The organism is Pseudomonas sp. H3_C08, assembly GCF_054669455.1.
This window is the reverse complement of record NZ_CP162803.1, coordinates 5111218-5129006: the sequence shown is the minus strand read 5'-3', so window position 1 is coordinate 5129006 and position 17789 is coordinate 5111218. Positions and strand designations below refer to the sequence as shown.

General features: G+C 60.2%; 15 protein-coding genes. 8 read left to right on the top strand and 7 right to left on the bottom strand.

All coding sequences use genetic code 11. The features are described from left to right. Positions 1 to 33: 33 nt before the first annotated feature. From AB4N74_RS23485 to aspA, 5 genes are all read right to left on the bottom strand, one after another. Positions 34 to 1059, bottom strand: a complete 1026-nt coding sequence (locus AB4N74_RS23485) for a histone deacetylase family protein (protein WP_460097357.1) — start codon at positions 1057 to 1059, stop codon at positions 34 to 36. Positions 1060 to 1183: 124 nt separating this feature from the next. Then, on the bottom strand, positions 1184 to 2176 hold the full coding sequence (locus AB4N74_RS23480; RefSeq protein ID WP_116254211.1) for an AraC family transcriptional regulator: 993 nt from the start codon (positions 2174 to 2176) through the stop codon (positions 1184 to 1186). A 248-nt stretch (positions 2177 to 2424) separates the two neighbouring features. Further along, positions 2425 to 3429, bottom strand: coding sequence for an asparaginase (locus tag AB4N74_RS23475; RefSeq protein WP_460097356.1), 1005 nt, complete (start codon positions 3427 to 3429; stop codon positions 2425 to 2427). Between the two features lie 171 nt (positions 3430 to 3600). Then, on the bottom strand, positions 3601 to 5049 hold the full coding sequence (locus tag AB4N74_RS23470) for an alanine/glycine:cation symporter family protein (RefSeq protein WP_093429619.1): 1449 nt from the start codon (positions 5047 to 5049) through the stop codon (positions 3601 to 3603). A gap of 463 nt (positions 5050 to 5512) precedes the next feature. Beyond that, positions 5513 to 6937, bottom strand: coding sequence for an aspartate ammonia-lyase (aspA, locus tag AB4N74_RS23465; RefSeq protein WP_095049638.1), 1425 nt, complete (start codon positions 6935 to 6937; stop codon positions 5513 to 5515). 180 nt (positions 6938 to 7117) lie between these two features. Between aspA and AB4N74_RS23460 the strand changes: the two genes are divergently transcribed. The 5 genes from AB4N74_RS23460 to AB4N74_RS23440 all read left to right on the top strand — a co-directional run bounded on the left by AB4N74_RS23460 (position 7118) and on the right by AB4N74_RS23440 (position 10928). Then, a complete protein-coding gene (locus AB4N74_RS23460; protein WP_093429621.1) occupies positions 7118 to 8026 on the top strand; it encodes a LysR substrate-binding domain-containing protein in 909 nt (302 codons plus the stop codon). Between the two features lie 331 nt (positions 8027 to 8357). Further along, positions 8358 to 8849, top strand: a complete 492-nt coding sequence (gene purE, locus AB4N74_RS23455; protein WP_085579114.1) for a 5-(carboxyamino)imidazole ribonucleotide mutase — start codon at positions 8358 to 8360, stop codon at positions 8847 to 8849. A 10-nt stretch (positions 8850 to 8859) separates the two neighbouring features. Continuing rightward, complete coding sequence (locus AB4N74_RS23450; protein ID WP_460097353.1) at positions 8860 to 9942, top strand: 5-(carboxyamino)imidazole ribonucleotide synthase; 1083 nt, start codon at positions 8860 to 8862, stop codon at positions 9940 to 9942. A gap of 110 nt (positions 9943 to 10052) precedes the next feature. Then, complete coding sequence (locus AB4N74_RS23445) at positions 10053 to 10298, top strand: GlsB/YeaQ/YmgE family stress response membrane protein (RefSeq protein ID WP_003229635.1); 246 nt, start codon at positions 10053 to 10055, stop codon at positions 10296 to 10298. Between the two features lie 93 nt (positions 10299 to 10391). Beyond that, positions 10392 to 10928 (top strand): DUF3299 domain-containing protein, encoded by a 537-nt coding sequence (locus AB4N74_RS23440; protein ID WP_007920225.1) that lies wholly within the window; start codon positions 10392 to 10394, stop codon positions 10926 to 10928. Between the two features lie 125 nt (positions 10929 to 11053). On the opposite strand, the gene AB4N74_RS23435 is transcribed toward AB4N74_RS23440, so the two are convergent. After that, positions 11054 to 11953 carry a D-hexose-6-phosphate mutarotase gene (locus AB4N74_RS23435; protein ID WP_460097351.1) on the bottom strand — a complete coding sequence of 300 codons (900 nt, stop codon included), beginning with the start codon at positions 11951 to 11953 and terminating at the stop codon, positions 11054 to 11056. 57 nt (positions 11954 to 12010) lie between these two features. Beyond that, on the bottom strand, positions 12011 to 12415 hold the full coding sequence (locus AB4N74_RS23430; RefSeq protein WP_003229628.1) for an acyl-CoA thioesterase: 405 nt from the start codon (positions 12413 to 12415) through the stop codon (positions 12011 to 12013). A 376-nt stretch (positions 12416 to 12791) separates the two neighbouring features. Here AB4N74_RS23430 and AB4N74_RS23425 point away from each other — a divergent pair, with 376 nt between their 5' ends. The 3 genes from AB4N74_RS23425 (at position 12792) to AB4N74_RS23415 (ending at position 17781) form a co-directional block, all read left to right on the top strand. Next, a complete protein-coding gene (locus AB4N74_RS23425) occupies positions 12792 to 14090 on the top strand; it encodes an MFS transporter (RefSeq protein ID WP_460097349.1) in 1299 nt (432 codons plus the stop codon). 233 nt (positions 14091 to 14323) lie between these two features. Next, positions 14324 to 15325 carry a phosphate ABC transporter substrate-binding protein PstS gene (locus tag AB4N74_RS23420; RefSeq protein ID WP_054048327.1) on the top strand — a complete coding sequence of 334 codons (1002 nt, stop codon included), beginning with the start codon at positions 14324 to 14326 and terminating at the stop codon, positions 15323 to 15325. Between the two features lie 422 nt (positions 15326 to 15747). Continuing rightward, positions 15748 to 17781 (top strand): ABC transporter permease subunit, encoded by a 2034-nt coding sequence (locus tag AB4N74_RS23415; RefSeq protein ID WP_175559543.1) that lies wholly within the window; start codon positions 15748 to 15750, stop codon positions 17779 to 17781. The last annotated feature ends 8 nt before the right edge of the window (positions 17782 to 17789 follow it).

Genomic DNA, 17789 nt, shown 5'->3' with positions numbered 1-17789 from the left:
GGTCTGGTGTTTACGATTGCGACGGGAATCCGGTTATCGTTCGAAGCCTTCCAGTACGTTCACCGCGTTGATGCCGATTTCCTCCACCGCGTAACCGCCCTCCATGACGAACAATGTCGGTTTGCCGAGTGCAGCGATGCGCTTGCCCATCGCCAGGTAATCGGGGCTGTCGAGTTTGAACTGCGAAATCGGGTCATCCTTGAAGGTGTCGACGCCGAGCGATACGACAATGACGTCGGCGCCGTAGCGATCGATCTCGTCGCAGGCCTGATCCAGCGCCGCACTCCACACGTCCCAGCCGGAGCCTGCGGGTAGCGGATAGTTGAAGTTGAAGCCTTCCCCAGCGCCTTCGCCACGCTCATCGTCGTAGCCGAGGAAAAACGGAAATTCTGCTTCCGGGTGGCCGTGGATCGAGGTGAACAGCACGTCGCTGCGCTCATAGAAAATCGACTGCGTACCGTTGCCGTGATGGTAATCGACGTCGAGGATCGCGACTTTCCTGTGGCCCTGATCGAGAAAGGCTTGTGCGGCGATGGCGGCGTTGTTGAGGTAGCAATAACCGCCCATCAAATCGCTGGCGGCGTGGTGTCCCGGTGGCCGGCACAAGGCGAATGCCGCGCGCGCGCCGCGCTGAATTTCCGCTTGTGCGGTCAGGGCCACTTGCGCCGCGCTGTACGCCGCTTGCCAGGTGCCGGCGGTGATCGGTGCGCCGCCATCGAAGCTGTAATAACCGAGCTGGCCGTGCAGGCTGGTCGGTTTGATTGCACGCAGAGTGCGCGCCGGCCAGGTGTAGGGCAGCAGATCGCCATCGGTATTGAATTCAGTCCAGCGCGCCCACGCGCCTTTGAAAAAGTCGAGGTAGTCACGGCTGTGGATGCGGGCGATCGGCTCCAGACCGAAATCCTTCGGCGCTTCGACCGAGCCGAGCTTCTGGTTTTTAACGCGCTGCAGCACATGGTCGGCGCGCGACGGCATCTCGAAGCACGGCTTCAGTTGGCCATCGATGAGTTCGCAGCGGCCATGGTGCAGGTGGTGATCGTCCGAGTAGATCGTCAGCATTTGTTGGTCTCCGCAGGGCTGATTCGGTTGCTCCCAGTGTTGCGGCGCAAGGTGAATCGGAGAACGGCAGGAAAGGCCAAAAGGGGATGGATATGGCCAAAAACACTGACCGAAATTCGCCCCCTCAGGCCCGGAATTGGCTCGGCGCCACGCCGCTCCAGCGCACGAAGGCATGACGAAAGCTCGCAGTCTCACTGAAGCCAAGGGTCTCGGCGATGCGGTAGATCGGCAACTGATCCTCACACAACATCTGCTTGGCTCGCTCGAAGCGCAGTTCATCGAGCAATTCCTGATAGCTGCAGCCCATGTCCTTGAGATGCCGGCGCAGAGTGCGTGGCGAGCACTTCATCTGTTGCGCCAGACCTTCCAGCCCCGGCGCGGCGTTCAGTTGGGCGCTGAGCAACTGGCGGATGCGCCCGAGCCACGCTTGGCGTCCGGTGAACTCAAGGTTCTGCTTGCGACAACGTTCGGCCATGGCTTGATGGGTGATGGCATCGGCCAGCGGCAGCGGTTGATCGAGCCAGTGACGGTCGAAGGCGAAGGCGTTGTCCTTGGCGGCGAAGTGCAGCGGGCTGTCGAAGTGCTCGGCATAACTGTCACGGTAATCCGGTGCGGCGTGTTCGAAGCGCGTGGCGAGCAAGGGCAGCGGATGCCCGAGCAGGTCATCACAAATGACTTTCAGCGACACCAGGCAGAACTCGGCATTGAACACCGCCATCGCCGGGCTCTCGCGATAATCGGCAGCGACGAACCAGACGCGTTCGCCATCGTCCTCCAGACTGAGTTCGAAAAGTGTTCCCAACAGCGCCGGATAACGAATCGCCAGACGCAAAGCGTCACCGAAGGTGGCACAGGTCAGCAAGGCATAGCCAAGGATGCCGTAGCAGGAAACGTGCATGCGCCGGCCCAGTTCCAGACCGATATCGTGCTTAAGCGCGACCGCATTGGCGCAGACCTGCATCTCCTGATTGGTGGTGATGCGCGTGTCGGCCCGGCTGAGATCTGCCGCACTGATGCCGCTGCCGGCCAGCAACGCTTCGCTCGACAGGCCTTCGGCTTTGAAGGTGTTGAGGATTAGCGAGACGGCGTTGAGGGTGGTGAGGTGGGAGTGGAGCATAAGATCTTCCAGCCTTGAGATGGCTGGAATGCAGCAAGTTGCATGCCGCAGCAGCCCCTCACCCCAACCCTCTCCCAAAGGTAGAGGGGGCCGATTGGGGGATATTGGCGAGATCCATCGACGTGAGACATCTCTGCCGAATCCACGATCGACACGGTTTATCAGGTCGACGGACAGCGAAAAACAACTCGGTCAGTTCCCTCTCCCTCCGGGAGAGGGCTAGGGTGAGGGCCGATCCAGAGTTATGCTCAGAGCAGCTCACCACACAGATCCAGTTCGATCAGTCGGCGCACTTCTTGAGTTTCAAGCCCAGCACCGAGCAGGCCATGCAACTTGCCGAACGCCGCCTCACGAGTCATGCCACCACCGGACAACACGCCTACACCGCGCAATCGACTGCCAGCCTCGTAAACATCCAGCTCAACGCCGCCTTCATGGCATTGCGTCACGGCAACCACCACCACACCGTTATCCCGCGCACGGCCAAGGCTTGCCAGAAACTCAGGGTTGTCGCTCGGCCCTGTACCGCTGCCGTAGCACTCCAGCACCAGACCCTGAATGCCGCTGTCGAGCAGACCATCGAGGACTTCGGCGCTGATGCCGGGGAACAGTGGCAGCACGGCAACCTTGGCCAGTTGCTTCGGCTGGTTGTAGTTCAACGACGCTGGAATCGAAGGCGCTTTCACGCCGCCGCCCTGCCGCTCAAGTCGTTTGAACGGATGACGGCCGAAGCTGCGCACCTTCGCGCAACGGGTTGGCGCCAGTAGCTCACCGTGGAAGTACAGATGCACACCGGGCGTCAGGCCTTCGCCGAGGGCGACCAGTGCGCCGCCGAGGTTTTCCCAGGCATCGCTGTCGGTAACACCGGCCGGCAGCATGGAGCCGGTGAAACACACGCGAGCATTCAGCCCCAGTAACTGGAAGCTCATCGCCGCCGCACTGTAAGCCAAGGTGTCGGTGCCGTGCAGGATCAGCACGCTGTCGCAACCTTGCACATCCACGGCATCGACCACCGCTTCACGCAGTTGCTGCCAATAGGCCGGGGTCATGTTGGCGCTGTCGATCAGCGGCGACATCTCGCGAAAACGCCACTGCGGTACTACGAGTTCAGGCTGGCTGTGCAGGTGGTCGCGCATCCGCGCTTCGAAACCGGATGCCGGGGCCAGACCGTTGGCGCTGGCCTGCATGCCGATGGTGCCACCGGTGTAGAGCACCATGACGTGTTGGGCGGCTGAGTAGGAATTGGCAATCATCTGAGGGTCTCCACAAGAGATGACATTGTAGGAGTGAGCCTGCTCGCGATAGCGGTTCATCATTCAACATTGGTGTTGGCTGAGAGACAGCTATCGCGAGCAGGCTCGCTCCTACAAGTTATTGCATCACAATAACTGACGGGCGCAGGGGATGCGCCCGTCATTCACCTGTCAGCGTTGCGCTGCAGGCACGCCTTGCGGCTCGGCTTCGGTCTTGCCGGCAGCGGCAGACGGGTTGGTCGGCCAGGCCTGCAGGTCGAGATCCAGATCGGTAAATTTGCTGGAGTCGAACACGGGCTGTTTAACGCCGGCGCGGCGCTGCTCGTCGTAGTCGCGCATTACGCGCATGCCGACCTTGAACAGCATGGCCAGGGCCATCAGGTTGACGAAGGCCAGGCAGGTCATGGTGATGTCAGCGAAGGCGAACACGGTCGACAGGTCCTGCATCGAACCCCATACCACCAGCGCCAGCACCAAGCCGCGGAAAATCATCAGCGCGGCGCGGTTGCGGGTGAGGAACTGCAGGCTGTTTTCGCCCAGGTAGTAGTTGTAGAGGATGCAAGTGAAGACGAACAGCGACAGCGCGACGCTGACGAACATGCGACCCCAGTCACCGACCACAGCGGCCAGCGAGTTCTGGGTCAGGACGATGCCGTCACCTTCGAAGCCCGGGGTGTAGAAGCCCGACAGCAGAATCAGCAGCGCGGTGCAGGTGCAAATCACGAAGGTGTCGAGGAACACGCTGAAGGCCTGAACCACTCCCTGGGCACCCGGGTGCTTCACGGCAGCCACGGCGGCGACGTTCGGCGCACTGCCCAGGCCTGCTTCGTTGGCGAACACGCCACGCTTCACGCCCATGACAATGGCGCTGCCGAGCAGGCCACCAAAGGCCGGGTCGAGGCCGAAGGCGCTCTTGAAGATGGTTTCCAGCATGGCTGGTACGTGTTCGATCTGAGTACCGATCACGTACAGGGTCACGCCGATATAGGCGAGGGTCTTGATCGGTACCAGCAGGTCGGACACCGAGGCGATGCGCTTGATGCCGCCGATGAAGGTGATGGCCAGCAACACTGCCAGGACGATACCGGTGTGTTGTGGGTTGAATTCAAAGGCGTTCTGCAGCGAGTGAGTCACGGTGTAGGACTGCAGGCCAATGAAGGCAAAGCCGTAGGTGACCAGCAGCAGGACCGAGAACACCACCGCCATGCCTTTGAGTTTCAGGCCGTGCTGGATGTAGTAAGCCGGACCGCCACGGTACAGGCCGTCGCCATCGGCGCGCTTGTAGACTTGGGCCAGGGTGCATTCGAAGAAGCTGCTGGACATGCCGACCAGTGCGGTCACCCACATCCAGAAGACCGCACCTGGACCACCCAGGGTCACGGCGATGCCGACACCGGCGATGTTGCCTGCACCGACACGGCCGGCAAGGCTGAGCATCAGGGCCTGGAACGAGCTGAGTTGCCCGGCGCTGCCTTTGAGGCTGTCGCGGAACACCGCGAACATGTGGAAGAAGTGCCGCAATTGAACGAAACGCGAGCGAATCGTGAAGTAGCTACCGAGCCCGACAATGAGCACGATCAGTACTTTCCCTGAGAGGAAGTCGTTGATGACTTCGAGCATGGATTTTTCCTCGCTGTTTTTTGTGTGAGCAAATGCTGGATGGTAGAAATATCGTGTTACACCGGTGTGCGCACGGCACGACAGGTGAGGCGATGGTTTCGTCCCGGATCCATTTCGCGGGTTTGTTATTAGTTCGGGTTTCGCATGGGTTGTGGCCTCGTTACCGACGACCGCTCACGCGAAGAGGGGCGGCACTATACCGATCAGTGCGGCGCCCGTCTGCACGGTTGTGGTGCAAGCGACGAAACGAAGCTGTGAAACACCCGGCGTTACCGGCGCCGGGCTTGTGCGGGAACTGCTTTTTTGTGGGAGCGGACTCCCCCATTGTTCAGTCCCCAGACATACGGGTCTCAGGGTCAGAAAGTTAAAAAAAAGGGCTTGGGGACAAATCCCCAAGCCCTCAAAAGGTGAGAGGTGTCTAGTCCCTCGACCTGGTGAGCGGTGCTACAAACTACGCGTCGGCTCAGGCTTTAAGCGGAACCAGACGCGGAGCAATCATGTTTTCCGGGCGCAGAATGTCGGCGAGCATGGCTTCGTCGAGCAGACCTTCTTCGCGCACCAGTTCCAGTACGCCGCGGCCGCTTTCAAGGGCGAGGCCGGCAATACGGGTGGCGTTTTTGTAGCCGATGTACGGGTTCAGTGCGGTGACCAGACCGATCGAGTGCTCGACCAGTTCGCGGCAGCGCGCTTCGTTGGCGGTGATGCCGACGATGCAGTGCTCGCGCAGCATGTCCATGGCGCGTTGCAGCAGGCGGATCGAGTCGAAGATCTTGAAGGCGATCAGTGGCTCCATCACGTTCAACTGCAGTTGGCCGCCTTCGGCTGCCATGGTCAGCGCCAGGTCGTTACCGATGACCTGGAACGCCACCTGATTCACGGCTTCCGGGATTACCGGGTTGACCTTGCCGGGCATGATCGAGCTGCCTGGCTGACGCGCTGGCAGGTTGATTTCGTTGATGCCGGTGCGTGGGCCGCTGGACAGCAGGCGCAGGTCGTTGCAGATCTTCGACAGTTTGACCGCGGTGCGCTTGAGCATGCCGGAGAACAGCACGAAGGCGCCCATGTCGGAAGTCGCTTCGATCAGGTCGGCCGCCGGCACTACCGGTTGACCGCTGATCAGGGCCAGACGCTGTACAGCCAGCGCTTGATAACGCGGGTCGGCGTTGATGCCGGTACCGATCGCGGTGCCGCCCAGGTTCACTTCAGTCAGCAGTTCCGGGGCCAGCGACTTCAGACGCGCCAGGTCTTCGCCCATGGTGGTGGCGAACGCGCGGAATTCCTGGCCGAGGGTCATCGGCACGGCATCTTGCAGCTGGGTACGGCCCATTTTCAGGACGTGATCGAATTCTTTGCCCTTGGCCGCGAACGCCTGAATCAGGCTGTCGAGGCTGGCCAGCAGGGTGTCGTGACCGAGCAGCAGACCCAGACGGATCGCCGTTGGGTAGGCGTCGTTGGTCGACTGCGCCATGTTGACGTCGTCGTTCGGGTGCAGGTACTGGTACTCGCCTTTCTGGTGACCCATTGCTTCCAGAGCAATGTTGGCGATCACTTCGTTGGCGTTCATGTTGGTGGAAGTACCGGCGCCACCTTGAATCATGTCGACCACGAACTCTTCGTGGAAATCACCGCGGATCAATCGGGCACAGGCTTCGCTGATGGCAGCGTGCTTGGCTTCGCTCAGGTGACCCAACTCGCGGTTGGCGTCAGCGGCGGCCTGTTTGACCATCGCCAGGCCGACAACCAGTTTCGGGTAATGCGAAATCGGAACGCCGGAGAGACGGAAGTTGTTCACCGCTCGCAGGGTCTGGATGCCGTAATACGCTTGAGCCGGTACTTCGAGGGCGCCAAGCAGGTCGTTTTCTGTGCGGAAAGATGCAGCGGAGGACATGATAGAAATCATCTCGATATGGACCCGGTCTGTGCCGGAACGCTGCGAATGCTAGGCTTGTGGGAAATTTTGGGCCAATGCTGTTCAGCACTGCCCTATGCACATTCGGCATAATGCCCGTGTGACGCCGCGTGCGCGGCAGACGTGTGACCTGTTTTGGTGCGTGTCCTGGAGGACGTGATGAATCTGGAAAGCAAATGGCTCGAGGACTTCAGTGCTCTGGCCGCCACCCGCAGCTTTTCGCAGGCGGCCGAACGGCGCTTCGTGACCCAGCCGGCGTTCAGCCGACGGATTCGCAGTCTGGAGGCTGCGCTGGGGCTGACTCTGGTCAATCGCTCGCGCACGCCGATCGAACTGACGGCAGCGGGGCAGTTGTTTCTGGTGACCGCGCGCACGGTGGTTGAACAGCTCGGTGAAGTGCTGCGCCATCTGCATCATCTGGAAGGCGGGCAGGGCGAAGTGATGCAGGTCGCTGCCGCTCACTCCTTGGCGCTGGGTTTCTTCCCGCGCTGGATCGCGCAGTTGCGTAATGAAGGGTTGAACATCGCCACCCGATTGGTTGCAACCAACGTCGGCGATGCGGTGCATGCGTTGCGCGAAGGTGGCTGTGATTTGATGCTGGCGTTCTACGATCCGGATGCGGCAATGCAGATGGACCCGGAGATTTTCCCTTCATTGCATTTGGGCCAGACGGAAATGCTCCCTGTGTGTGCGGCGGATGCCGAGGGCAAGCCCCTGTTCGATCTCGAAGGTGATGCGAGCGTGCCGTTGCTGGCGTATAGCGCCGGTGCGTTTCTCGGGCGTTCGGTGAATGGTTTGCTGCGTCAGCGTCAGCTGCGTTTCACCACTATTTACGAAACGGCGATGGCTGACAGTCTGAAAAGCATGGCACTGGAAGGCCTGGGTATCGCCTGGGTACCGCAATTGAGCGTGCGTGCTGAGCTGGCTCGTGGCGAGCTGGTGGTCTGCGGCGGCCCGCAATGGCATGTGCCGCTGGAAATTCGCCTCTACCGCTGCGCCTTGGTACGCAAAGCCAACGTACGCCTGCTGTGGCGCAAGCTCGAGGGTGGCGCTGCCCAAGCTTCCTGAGCCTACGCGGCCCCCTTGTAGGAGTGAGCCTGCTCGCGATAGCGTCTGCACATTCAACGATGATGTGACTGATACACCGCCATCGCGAGCAGGCTCACTCCTACAGGGGATTTGCGGTGTTCTGTCGCTGACCTTCAAGTCAATAAAACCGGGCATTTGCGGCAGATGACAGATGGTCGTGCGGGGGGCTGTTTATTGCTTTCTTTGCGGTATACTGCGCGGCCTTCGGCCGGCACGTCCGGCCATTTTTCGTACAATCAAGCCACGCAACCTGCGTGGCTTGTTGTTTTATGACGCGCCTGCGGGCGCTCCAGAGAGAAGAGGCGCGACGATGAGTGCACTGGTTGGCGTGATCATGGGCTCCAAGTCCGATTGGTCCACCCTTAGCCACACCGCCGATATGCTGGAAAAGCTCGGCATCCCGTACGAGGTCAAAGTGGTCTCTGCCCACCGCACCCCGGATCTGCTGTTCCAGTACGCCGAAGAGGCTGAAGGTCGTGGCATCGAGGTGATCATCGCCGGAGCCGGTGGCGCGGCCCACCTGCCAGGCATGTGTGCGGCCAAGACCCACCTGCCGGTGCTGGGTGTGCCGGTGCAGTCGGCCATGCTCTCTGGCGTCGACTCGCTGCTGTCGATCGTGCAGATGCCAGCGGGCGTTCCGGTCGCCACCCTGGCCATCGGCAAGGCCGGCGCGATCAACGCTGCCCTGCTCTCGGCGAGCATCCTCGGCGCCAAGCATCCGCAGTTCCACGCGGTACTGAAAACCTTCCGTGCCGAGCAGACAGACAGCGTCCTGGACAATCCAGACCCACGTATTGCCTGAGGTTGTTGAGATGAAGATCGGTGTAATCGGTGGCGGCCAGTTGGGTCGCATGTTGGCTCTGGCGGGTACGCCGCTGGGCATGAACTTCGCTTTTCTCGACCCTGCGCCGGACGCTTGCGCCGCTGCGCTGGGCGAACACCTGCGGGCCGATTACGGCGATCAGGATCATCTGCGCCAACTCGCCGATGAAGTCGATCTGGTGACCTTCGAGTTCGAAAGCGTCCCGGCCGAAACCGTGGCATTCCTGTCGCAATTCGTCCCGGTCTACCCGAGTGCCGAAGCCCTGCGCATCGCTCGCGACCGCTGGTTCGAAAAGAGCATGTTCAAGGACCTGGGCATCCCGACTCCGGCTTTCGCTGACATTCAGTCGCAAGCCGATCTGGACGCTGCGGTGGCTTCGATCGGTCTGCCGGCCGTGCTGAAAACCCGCACCCTGGGTTATGACGGCAAGGGCCAGAAAGTCCTGCGCAAGCCGGAAGACGTGGTCGGCACTTTCGCCGAGCTGGGCAGCGTTGCCTGCCTGCTGGAAGGCTTTGTGCCGTTCACCGGTGAAGTCTCGCTGATCGCCGTGCGTGCCCGCGATGGTGAAACGAAGTTCTATCCGCTGGTGCACAACACCCACGACAGCGGCATCCTCAAGCTGTCGGTGGCCAGTACCGATCACCCGTTGCAGGCGCTGGCCGAAGACTACTCGAGCCGCGTGCTCGAGCAACTCGACTACGTCGGCGTCATGGCGTTCGAGTTCTTTGAAGTCGACGGTGGCCTCAAGGCCAACGAAATCGCCCCGCGCGTGCACAACTCCGGGCACTGGACCACCGAAGGCGCCGAGTGCAGCCAGTTCGAAAACCATCTGCGCGCCGTTGCCGGCCTGCCGCTGGGCTCGACGGCCAAAGTCGGCGAGAGCGCGATGCTTAACTTCATCGGTGTTGTACCGCCGGTTGAGAAAGTCATCGCTATCGAAGACTGCCATCTGCATCACTACGGCAAGGCCTTCAAGGCCGGGCGCAAGGTCGGTCACGCCAACCTGCGCTGCGCCGACATGGCCACGCTACAGGCGCAGATCGTCAAGGTCGAAGCGCTGATCGCTGAGTAACGACAGTTTCATGTGCCAGCGGCGGAACCATTCAGGTGCCGCCGTTCTCTGATGGCAGGATGCTAAAGTCTGACTAGGCTTCGCATATCTACTATTCAGAGGGAAATGCCATGGGAATTATCGGAACCATCTTTATCGGCTTGATCGTCGGCCTGCTGGCGCGGTTCCTGAAACCGGGCGATGACAGCATGGGCTGGATCATGACCATCCTGCTCGGTATCGGCGGTTCGCTGGCAGCCACCTACGGCGGCCAGGCCTTGGGCATCTATCAGGCAGGTCAGGGCGCAGGCTTCATCGGCGCACTGGTCGGCGCGATCGTGTTGCTGGTGATCTACGGCCTGATCAAAAAGAACTGATCCAAAGCGACAAAGCCCTCTCTGCCAAAGTGGCCGGGAGGGCTAGAATGCTCGGCGATTTACTGTTCTTTCCCTTCTATACCGAGCACCTTCATGCGCCGTCTTTTGTTGACTCTCCTTTTCCTGGGCAGCGGTTTGGCCCACGCCGGCGAACTGCCGGAAACCGACTGGCTCGAACTGATGCCCAAGTCGGACCAAAAGGCCCTCGAGGCCATGCCAGAAATCGACCACAACTCCCCGGAAGCCACCGGCACCTTCACCGAGAAGGGCGGGATGAAGCAGGCCAAAGGTCTGCCGGCAGTGATGTATTCGACCAAAACCGTGGCGTCGATGAACGACAAGCACATCCGCATCGGTGGTTATCCGGTGCCGCTGGAATCCGACGCCAAGGGTCGCAGCACGCTGTTCTTCCTCGTGCCGTACCCGGGCGCGTGCATCCATGTGCCGCCACCGCCACCGAATCAACTGGTGCTGGTGCGTTATCCGAAAGGCTTGAAGCTGGACGATATCTACACGCCGCTGTGGGTGACCGGCACGCTGAAGGTCGAGAAGGTCAGCAATGATCTGGCCGATGCGGCGTATGCGCTGGAAGCGGACAAGGTGCGGGTGGTGCAGGAATCTGATCTGTAGGACCTATACAAAACAATTGTGGGAGCGAGACTGCTCGCGAAAGCGGTGTGTCAGACATTTGAATGTTGACTGATACAACGCCTTCGCGAGCAAGCTCGCTCCCACATTTCGTATTGCGGCGCGTCTTAAAGCGGTTGGCTGCCGACGCTAACACCCATGGTATGGCTCGCACCCGGTGCCAGCGTAACCACGTCATCCATCACATTCGCCGTCTCGATGCACAGCATGCGCTGCCAGCCATCGTTATCCATGTCGGCCAATGCAGCGGCGCGATCAATCCACGGGTTCCAGATCACCGCCGTGCGCGAACCGGTAGCCGTCAGCACAATGCGTCGTTCCCACGTTGGATCGACAATGCTCAGCTGTGGCGGAGCATCGAGGTAGATGCGGTCGGTCTCTCCGGCAAAATGCAGAGCACCTTGCTGACTGGTGGTTTTCCAGTCATCCAGCGTCTCGATGTAATTCAAACCATCCACGCCATCGACATGCACATTGCGCACGTCACTGACCGCGAAGTAAGTGTGCAGCGCCTGGCTCAGGCTGACGCTGTCACTGCCATGGTTATGGCTGGTCAGGCTGAAACTCAGTTGCTCGGACAAATGCAGGGTCAGGGTCAGATCGACCTGATGTGGCCAGCCCGGCAGGCCACCTTCGGGGTAGGGCAGCTTGAATTCGACCTTGACGCCGTCAGCCTCCGATTCGATGCCGCCCAGCTCCCAATCCATCGCCCGCACCAGACCGTGCGCGGGTGCCGGTTGCTCACCGGTAAACATGGCCTGCACGCTCTGCGGGTTACGCTCGAACTTGCCGAACCACGGCCAGCACACCGGTACACCGGCGCGGATGCTTTTGCCGGTCTTGAACTCGGCCTTGTCGTTGAGCCAGATGATCGGCGGCTGGCCATCGATCTGATAACTGAGGATGTGCGCGCCTTGCTGGGCCACCAGCACTTCGGCCTGACCGTGGCGGATACGCCAGCAGTTCAGTTCATCCAGTTTCACGGCTTCAACGTTGGGCGTGTTCATGGGACAGCTCTCGATCAGTAACAAGGACAACTATCGACCGTAAAACGGCGACGATGTTTAACGCGCGCGTGGTGGAACCGAGCGAGTGCGACCGCTGCCGTCGATGGCGACGAAGACGAAGACCGCTTCGGTGACTTTACGCCACTCGCTGGACAACGGGTCGTCGCTCCACACTTCGACCATCATCTGGATCGAGCTGCGGCCGATTTCCAGGGTCTGGGTATAAAAGGACAATTGCGCGCCGACAGCCACAGGCACGAGGAACGCCATGCGGTCGATGGCGACGGTGGCGACGCGTCCGCCAGCGACACGGCTGGCCATTGCGGTGCCGGCCAAATCCATCTGTGCCACCAGCCAGCCGCCGAAAATATCGCCAAAGCCGTTGGTTTCGCGTGGGAGTGCGGTGATTTGCAGGGCCAGGTCGCCTTGCGGGATCGGATCTTCTTGTTCGAGCTCTATCATGCCGGGGGTGCCTCTGACCCGTAACTCTTCGTTGGTATTGCTGGTGGTAGCCGTCTTCGGGAAAAACGATTCAGCACCGAACATACTACGTTCGTCACGTTTTCCATCAGGCGCCTAAGGAGAAACTCTGCGAAACCGGCTAATCCCGAGCAAAGGCCGGGCCAACGACGTTTTCGCACAGCAACCCCCTACAAACCGGAGCAGGTTGCGAGTATATCGGTCGGTAGACTCCGCGACGACCATCCGGTTCTCATTTCGACCGTCAAATACGCACCTCTATGTGCTTTTTCGAACAATTTGCTATGGTGCCGAACCTGCCCAAGCCACCGCCAGCGTTGTTGTGGCGGCAGATCCGACTATAAGAGAAGCCCTTGCCATGACCACAGCGCCTTCGAGCCTCGCGCAGCCCGAGCAACCCGCACGACCGTTGACCCGCAATGACTACAAGACTCTGTCGCTGTCCGCCCTCGGTGGCGCGCTGGAGTTCTACGATTTCATCATCTTCGTTTTCTTTGCCACCGTGGTCGGCAAGCTGTTCTTCCCCGCCGACATGCCCGAGTGGCTGCGCCTGATGCAGACCTTCGGCATTTTCGCCGCCGGCTATCTGGCGCGACCGCTGGGCGGCATCGTCATGGCACACTTCGGCGACCTGCTGGGGCGCAAGAAGATGTTCACCCTGAGCATTTTCATGATGGCCGTGCCGACCCTGATCATGGGTCTGCTGCCAACCTACGCGCAGATCGGCCTGTGGGCGCCGATCCTTCTTCTATTGATGCGGGTCATTCAGGGCGCGGCGATTGGTGGCGAAGTACCGGGCGCGTGGGTCTTCGTTTCCGAACACGTACCGCAAAAGCACATGGGTTACGCCTGCGGCACCCTCACCAGCGGCCTGACCGCCGGCATTTTGCTCGGCTCGCTGGTCGCCACCGCGATCAACAGCATTTATACGCCGGCGGAAGTATCCGATTACGCCTGGCGTATTCCATTCCTGCTGGGCGGTGTGTTCGGCCTGTTCTCGGTTTACTTGCGCCGCTGGCTGCACGAAACCCCGGTATTCGCCGAGCTGCAACTGCGTAAAGCCTTGGCTGAAGAAGTGCCTCTGCGCGCAGTGCTGCGTGATCATCGCGGGGCGATTGCGATCTCGATGCTGCTGACCTGGTTGCTGTCGGCCGGGATCGTTGTGGTGATCCTGATGACCCCGACCGTGCTGCAAACGGTCTATCACTTCTCGCCGACCGAGTCGTTGCAATCGAACAGTCTGGCGATTGTGTTCCTGAGCATCGGCTGCATCATTTCCGGCGCACTGGCGGATCGCTTCGGTGCCGGTCGCGTGTTTGTGTTTGGTTGCCTGGGCTTGCTGGTCAGCTCGTGGACCTTCTATCACAGTCTCGCCGATCACCCGAACTGGCTGTTCCCGCTGTACGCGTTGACCGGTTTCCTGGTCGGCACCATCGGTGCGGTGCCGTACGTGATGGTCAAGGCGTTCCCGCCGGTGGTGCGCTTTAGTGGATTGTCGTTCTCGTACAACGTGGCTTACGCGATCTTCGGCGGGTTGACGCCGATGGTGGTCAGCCTGCTGCTGAAAGAAAGCGCGATGGGGCCTGCCTACTATGTGGCGGTGCTGTGCGCGATGGGGATTCTGGTCGGGGCGTGGCTCTGGAAGAAAGGGCGTTGATCCGAAATCTCCCTCAATAGTCCCGGCGCCTTCGCGAGCAGGCTCGCTCCCGCAGTTGGAATGCATTTCAACTGTGGGAGCGAGCCTGCTCGCGAATGGGGGCACCACGAATCATTCAGTAAAACCTCGATGCTGGCCTTTCATCCAATTGTCATATTTCAGCCATAGAGTGTTCACACGGCCTGCTGATACTTGGCCCCGACTTAACACACCCTATCTGCTAGGAGTAAGGCATGAAACTGAAGCGTTTGATGGCGGCAATGACTTTTGTCGCTGCTGGCGTTGCGACTGCCAACGCGTTCGCCGCTGTTGACCCTGCTATCCCGAGCTACACCAAGACCACTGGTGTGTCGGGCAACCTGTCCAGCGTCGGTTCCGATACCCTGGCCAACCTCATGACCCTCTGGGCTGAGAACTACAAAAAAGAATACCCGAACGTAAACATCCAGATTCAGGCCGCTGGCTCCGCCACTGCGCCACCTGCGCTGACTGAAGGCACCTCCAACCTGGGCCCGATGAGCCGCAAGATGAAGGACACAGAACTGGCGGCCTTCGAGCAGAAGTATGGCTACAAGCCAACCGCTATTCCGGTTGCCGTGGATGCCCTGGCAGTGTTCGTGCACAAGGACAACCCGATCCAGCACCTGACCATGGAACAGGTTGACGCGATCTTCTCGTCCACCCGCCTGTGCGGCGCCAAAACCGACGTGAAAACCTGGGGCGACCTGGGCGTGACCGGCGACCTGGCCAACAAGCCAGTGCAACTGTTCGGCCGTAACTCGGTATCCGGCACCTACGGCTACTTCAAAGAAGAAGCCCTGTGCAAAGGCGACTACAAACCAAACGTCAACGAACAACCAGGTTCGGCGTCGGTTGTGCAGTCGATCAGCTCCTCGCTGAACGGCATCGGTTACTCGGGCATCGGCTACAAGACCGCTAGCGTGAAGACCGTTGCTCTGTCGAAGAAGGGCAGCACCGAGTTCATCGAAGACAGCGAAGAAAACGCCCTGAACGGCAAGTACCCGCTGTCGCGTTTCCTCTACGTGTACGTCAACAAAGCCCCGAACAAGCCTTTGGCTCCGCTGGAAGCTGAGTTCGTGAAACTGGTGCTGTCGAAGCAGGGCCAGGAAGTGGTAGTGAAAGACGGCTACATCCCACTGCCAGCCAAGGTTGCTGCAAAAGCACTGGCTGACCTGGGTCTGCAGGAAGGCGGCGCTGAAGTCGCAAAAAAGTAACAAATTGAGTCCAGAGTGAACCCCACCGGACTCATGTAAAAGGCCGGATCTGCGCGCAGACCGGCCTTTTACACACCTCAAATTTTTGATCCCCTGCCAGTCCCGCTGGCGGTGGATTTGCTGCGTCACTGCATTGTCATCTTTCTGTCATACAGGATCGCTAGGGTGAGCGCATGAATGATCTGGCCAATTCCCACATGACTACTAATCCTCCCAAGCGCATTGATTTCAATACGCCTGAGCTGCAACGCAAGCGCCGCATTCGCGCGCTCAAGGATCGCTTCACCCGCTGGTACGTCCTCGTTGGCGGTCTCGCGGTGCTGGCAGCCATCACCCTGATCTTCTTCTTCCTCGCCTACGTGGTGGCGCCGCTGTTCCAGGGTGCCGACCTGACTGCGAAAGACTCGATCACCCCAGCCTGGATGCAGGACGCCGGCAAGCCGCTGATGATTTCGCTCGAAGAGCAGAATCAGGTGGCCATGCGCGTTTCCGACAAGGGCCAGGCATTGTTTTTTGACATCGACAGTGGCGCTGAACTGAAGCGCGTCGATCTGCCAGTGCCAGCCGGCGCAACCGTGACTTCTATTGGTGAAGATCAGCCGGGCCATCCGCTGGTGGCCGTGGGTCTGTCCAACGGTCAGGCGCTGGTGTTCCGTCACACCTATAAAGTCAGCTACCCCGATGGCAAGAAAACCATCAGCCCGGCCATCGAGTATCCGTACGGCGAGACGCCGATCGCGCTGAACGAAGCCGGTGGCGCGCTGGAGCATGTCAGCCTGAACGCCACCGACACGACGTTGATGCTGGTCGGTTCGACCGGTTCGCAACTCAACGTGCTGTCGCTGACCAGCGAAGAAAACATGATGACTGGCGAAGTCACCAACGAGCAGAAGCGTATCGATCTGCCGCAAATGACCGAGCCGGTGAAAAACATCTTCGTCGACCCGCGCCAGCAGTGGCTGTACGTGGTCAACGGTCGCGCTCAGGCCGATGTGTTCAGCCTGCGCGACAAGAGCCTCAACGGTCGCTACAAACTGCTGGAAAACGCTGACGCCGAAGTCACTGCGACCACGCAACTGGTCGGTGGTATCTCGCTGATCGTCGGCGACTCCAAGGGTGGTCTGGCCCAGTGGTTCATGGCCCGTGACACCGATGGTGAGCTGCGCCTGAAGCAGATTCGAACTTTCCAGATGGGCACCACGCCGATCGTTGAAATCACTGCCGAAGAGCGTCGCAAGGGCTTCCTTGCTCTGGATGCTAGCGGCAAGCTTGGCGTGTTCCACAGCACCGCGCATCGCACCTTGCTGGTCGATCAAGTGGTAGAAGGTCAAGGCCTGTTCGGTCTGTCGCCGCGTGCCAACCGCGTGATCGTCGAAGCCGGCGGCAAGCTGCAACCATTACTGCTCGACAACCCGCACCCGGAAGTTTCCTGGAGCGCGCTGTGGAGCAAGGTCTGGTACGAGAACTACGACGAGCCTAAATACGTCTGGCAATCGACCGCGGCCAACACCGATTTCGAACCGAAACTGAGTCTGTCGCCACTGACCTTCGGCACTCTGAAAGCTGCGTTCTACGCCATGCTGCTCGCTGCTCCACTGGCCGTTGCCGCTGCGATCTACACCGCGTACTTCATGGCCCCGGGCATGCGCCGCAAGGTCAAACCGGTGATCGAGCTGATGGAAGCGATGCCGACGGTGATCCTCGGTTTCTTCGCCGGGCTGTTCCTCGCGCCATATGTCGAAGGGCATCTGCCGGGCATCTTCAGCCTGTTGATGTTGCTGCCGATCGGCATTCTGGTCGCCGGTTTCACCTTCAGCCGCCTGCCTGAATCGATCCGCCTGAAAGTCCCGGACGGTTGGGAAAGTGCGCTGCTGATTCCGGTGATCCTGTTTGTGGGTTGGTTGTCGCTGTACATGAGCCCGTTCATGGAAAACTGGTTCTTCGGCGGTGACATGCGCATGTGGATCTCCCACGACCTGGGCATCACCTACGACCAGCGCAACGCTCTGGTGGTCGGTCTGGCCATGGGTTTCGCGGTGATCCCGAACATCTACTCGATCGCTGAAGACGCCGTGTTCAGTGTGCCGCGCGGCCTGACCCTTGGTTCGCTGGCGCTGGGTGCCACGCCGTGGCAGACCATGACCCGCGTGGTGATCCTGACTGCCAGTCCGGGGATCTTCTCGGCGCTGATGATCGGCATGGGCCGTGCGGTCGGCGAAACCATGATCGTGTTGATGGCCACCGGTAACACCCCGGTTATGGAAATGAACCTGTTCGAAGGCCTGCGCACTCTGGCGGCCAACGTCGCGGTGGAAATGCCCGAGTCGGAAGTCGGCGGCAGCCACTACCGCGTGCTGTTCCTCTCGGCGCTGGTGCTGCTGTTGTTCACCTTCGTCATGAACACCCTGGCAGAACTGATTCGTCAGCGTCTGCGCAAGAAATACTCGTCGCTTTAAGCAAAGGT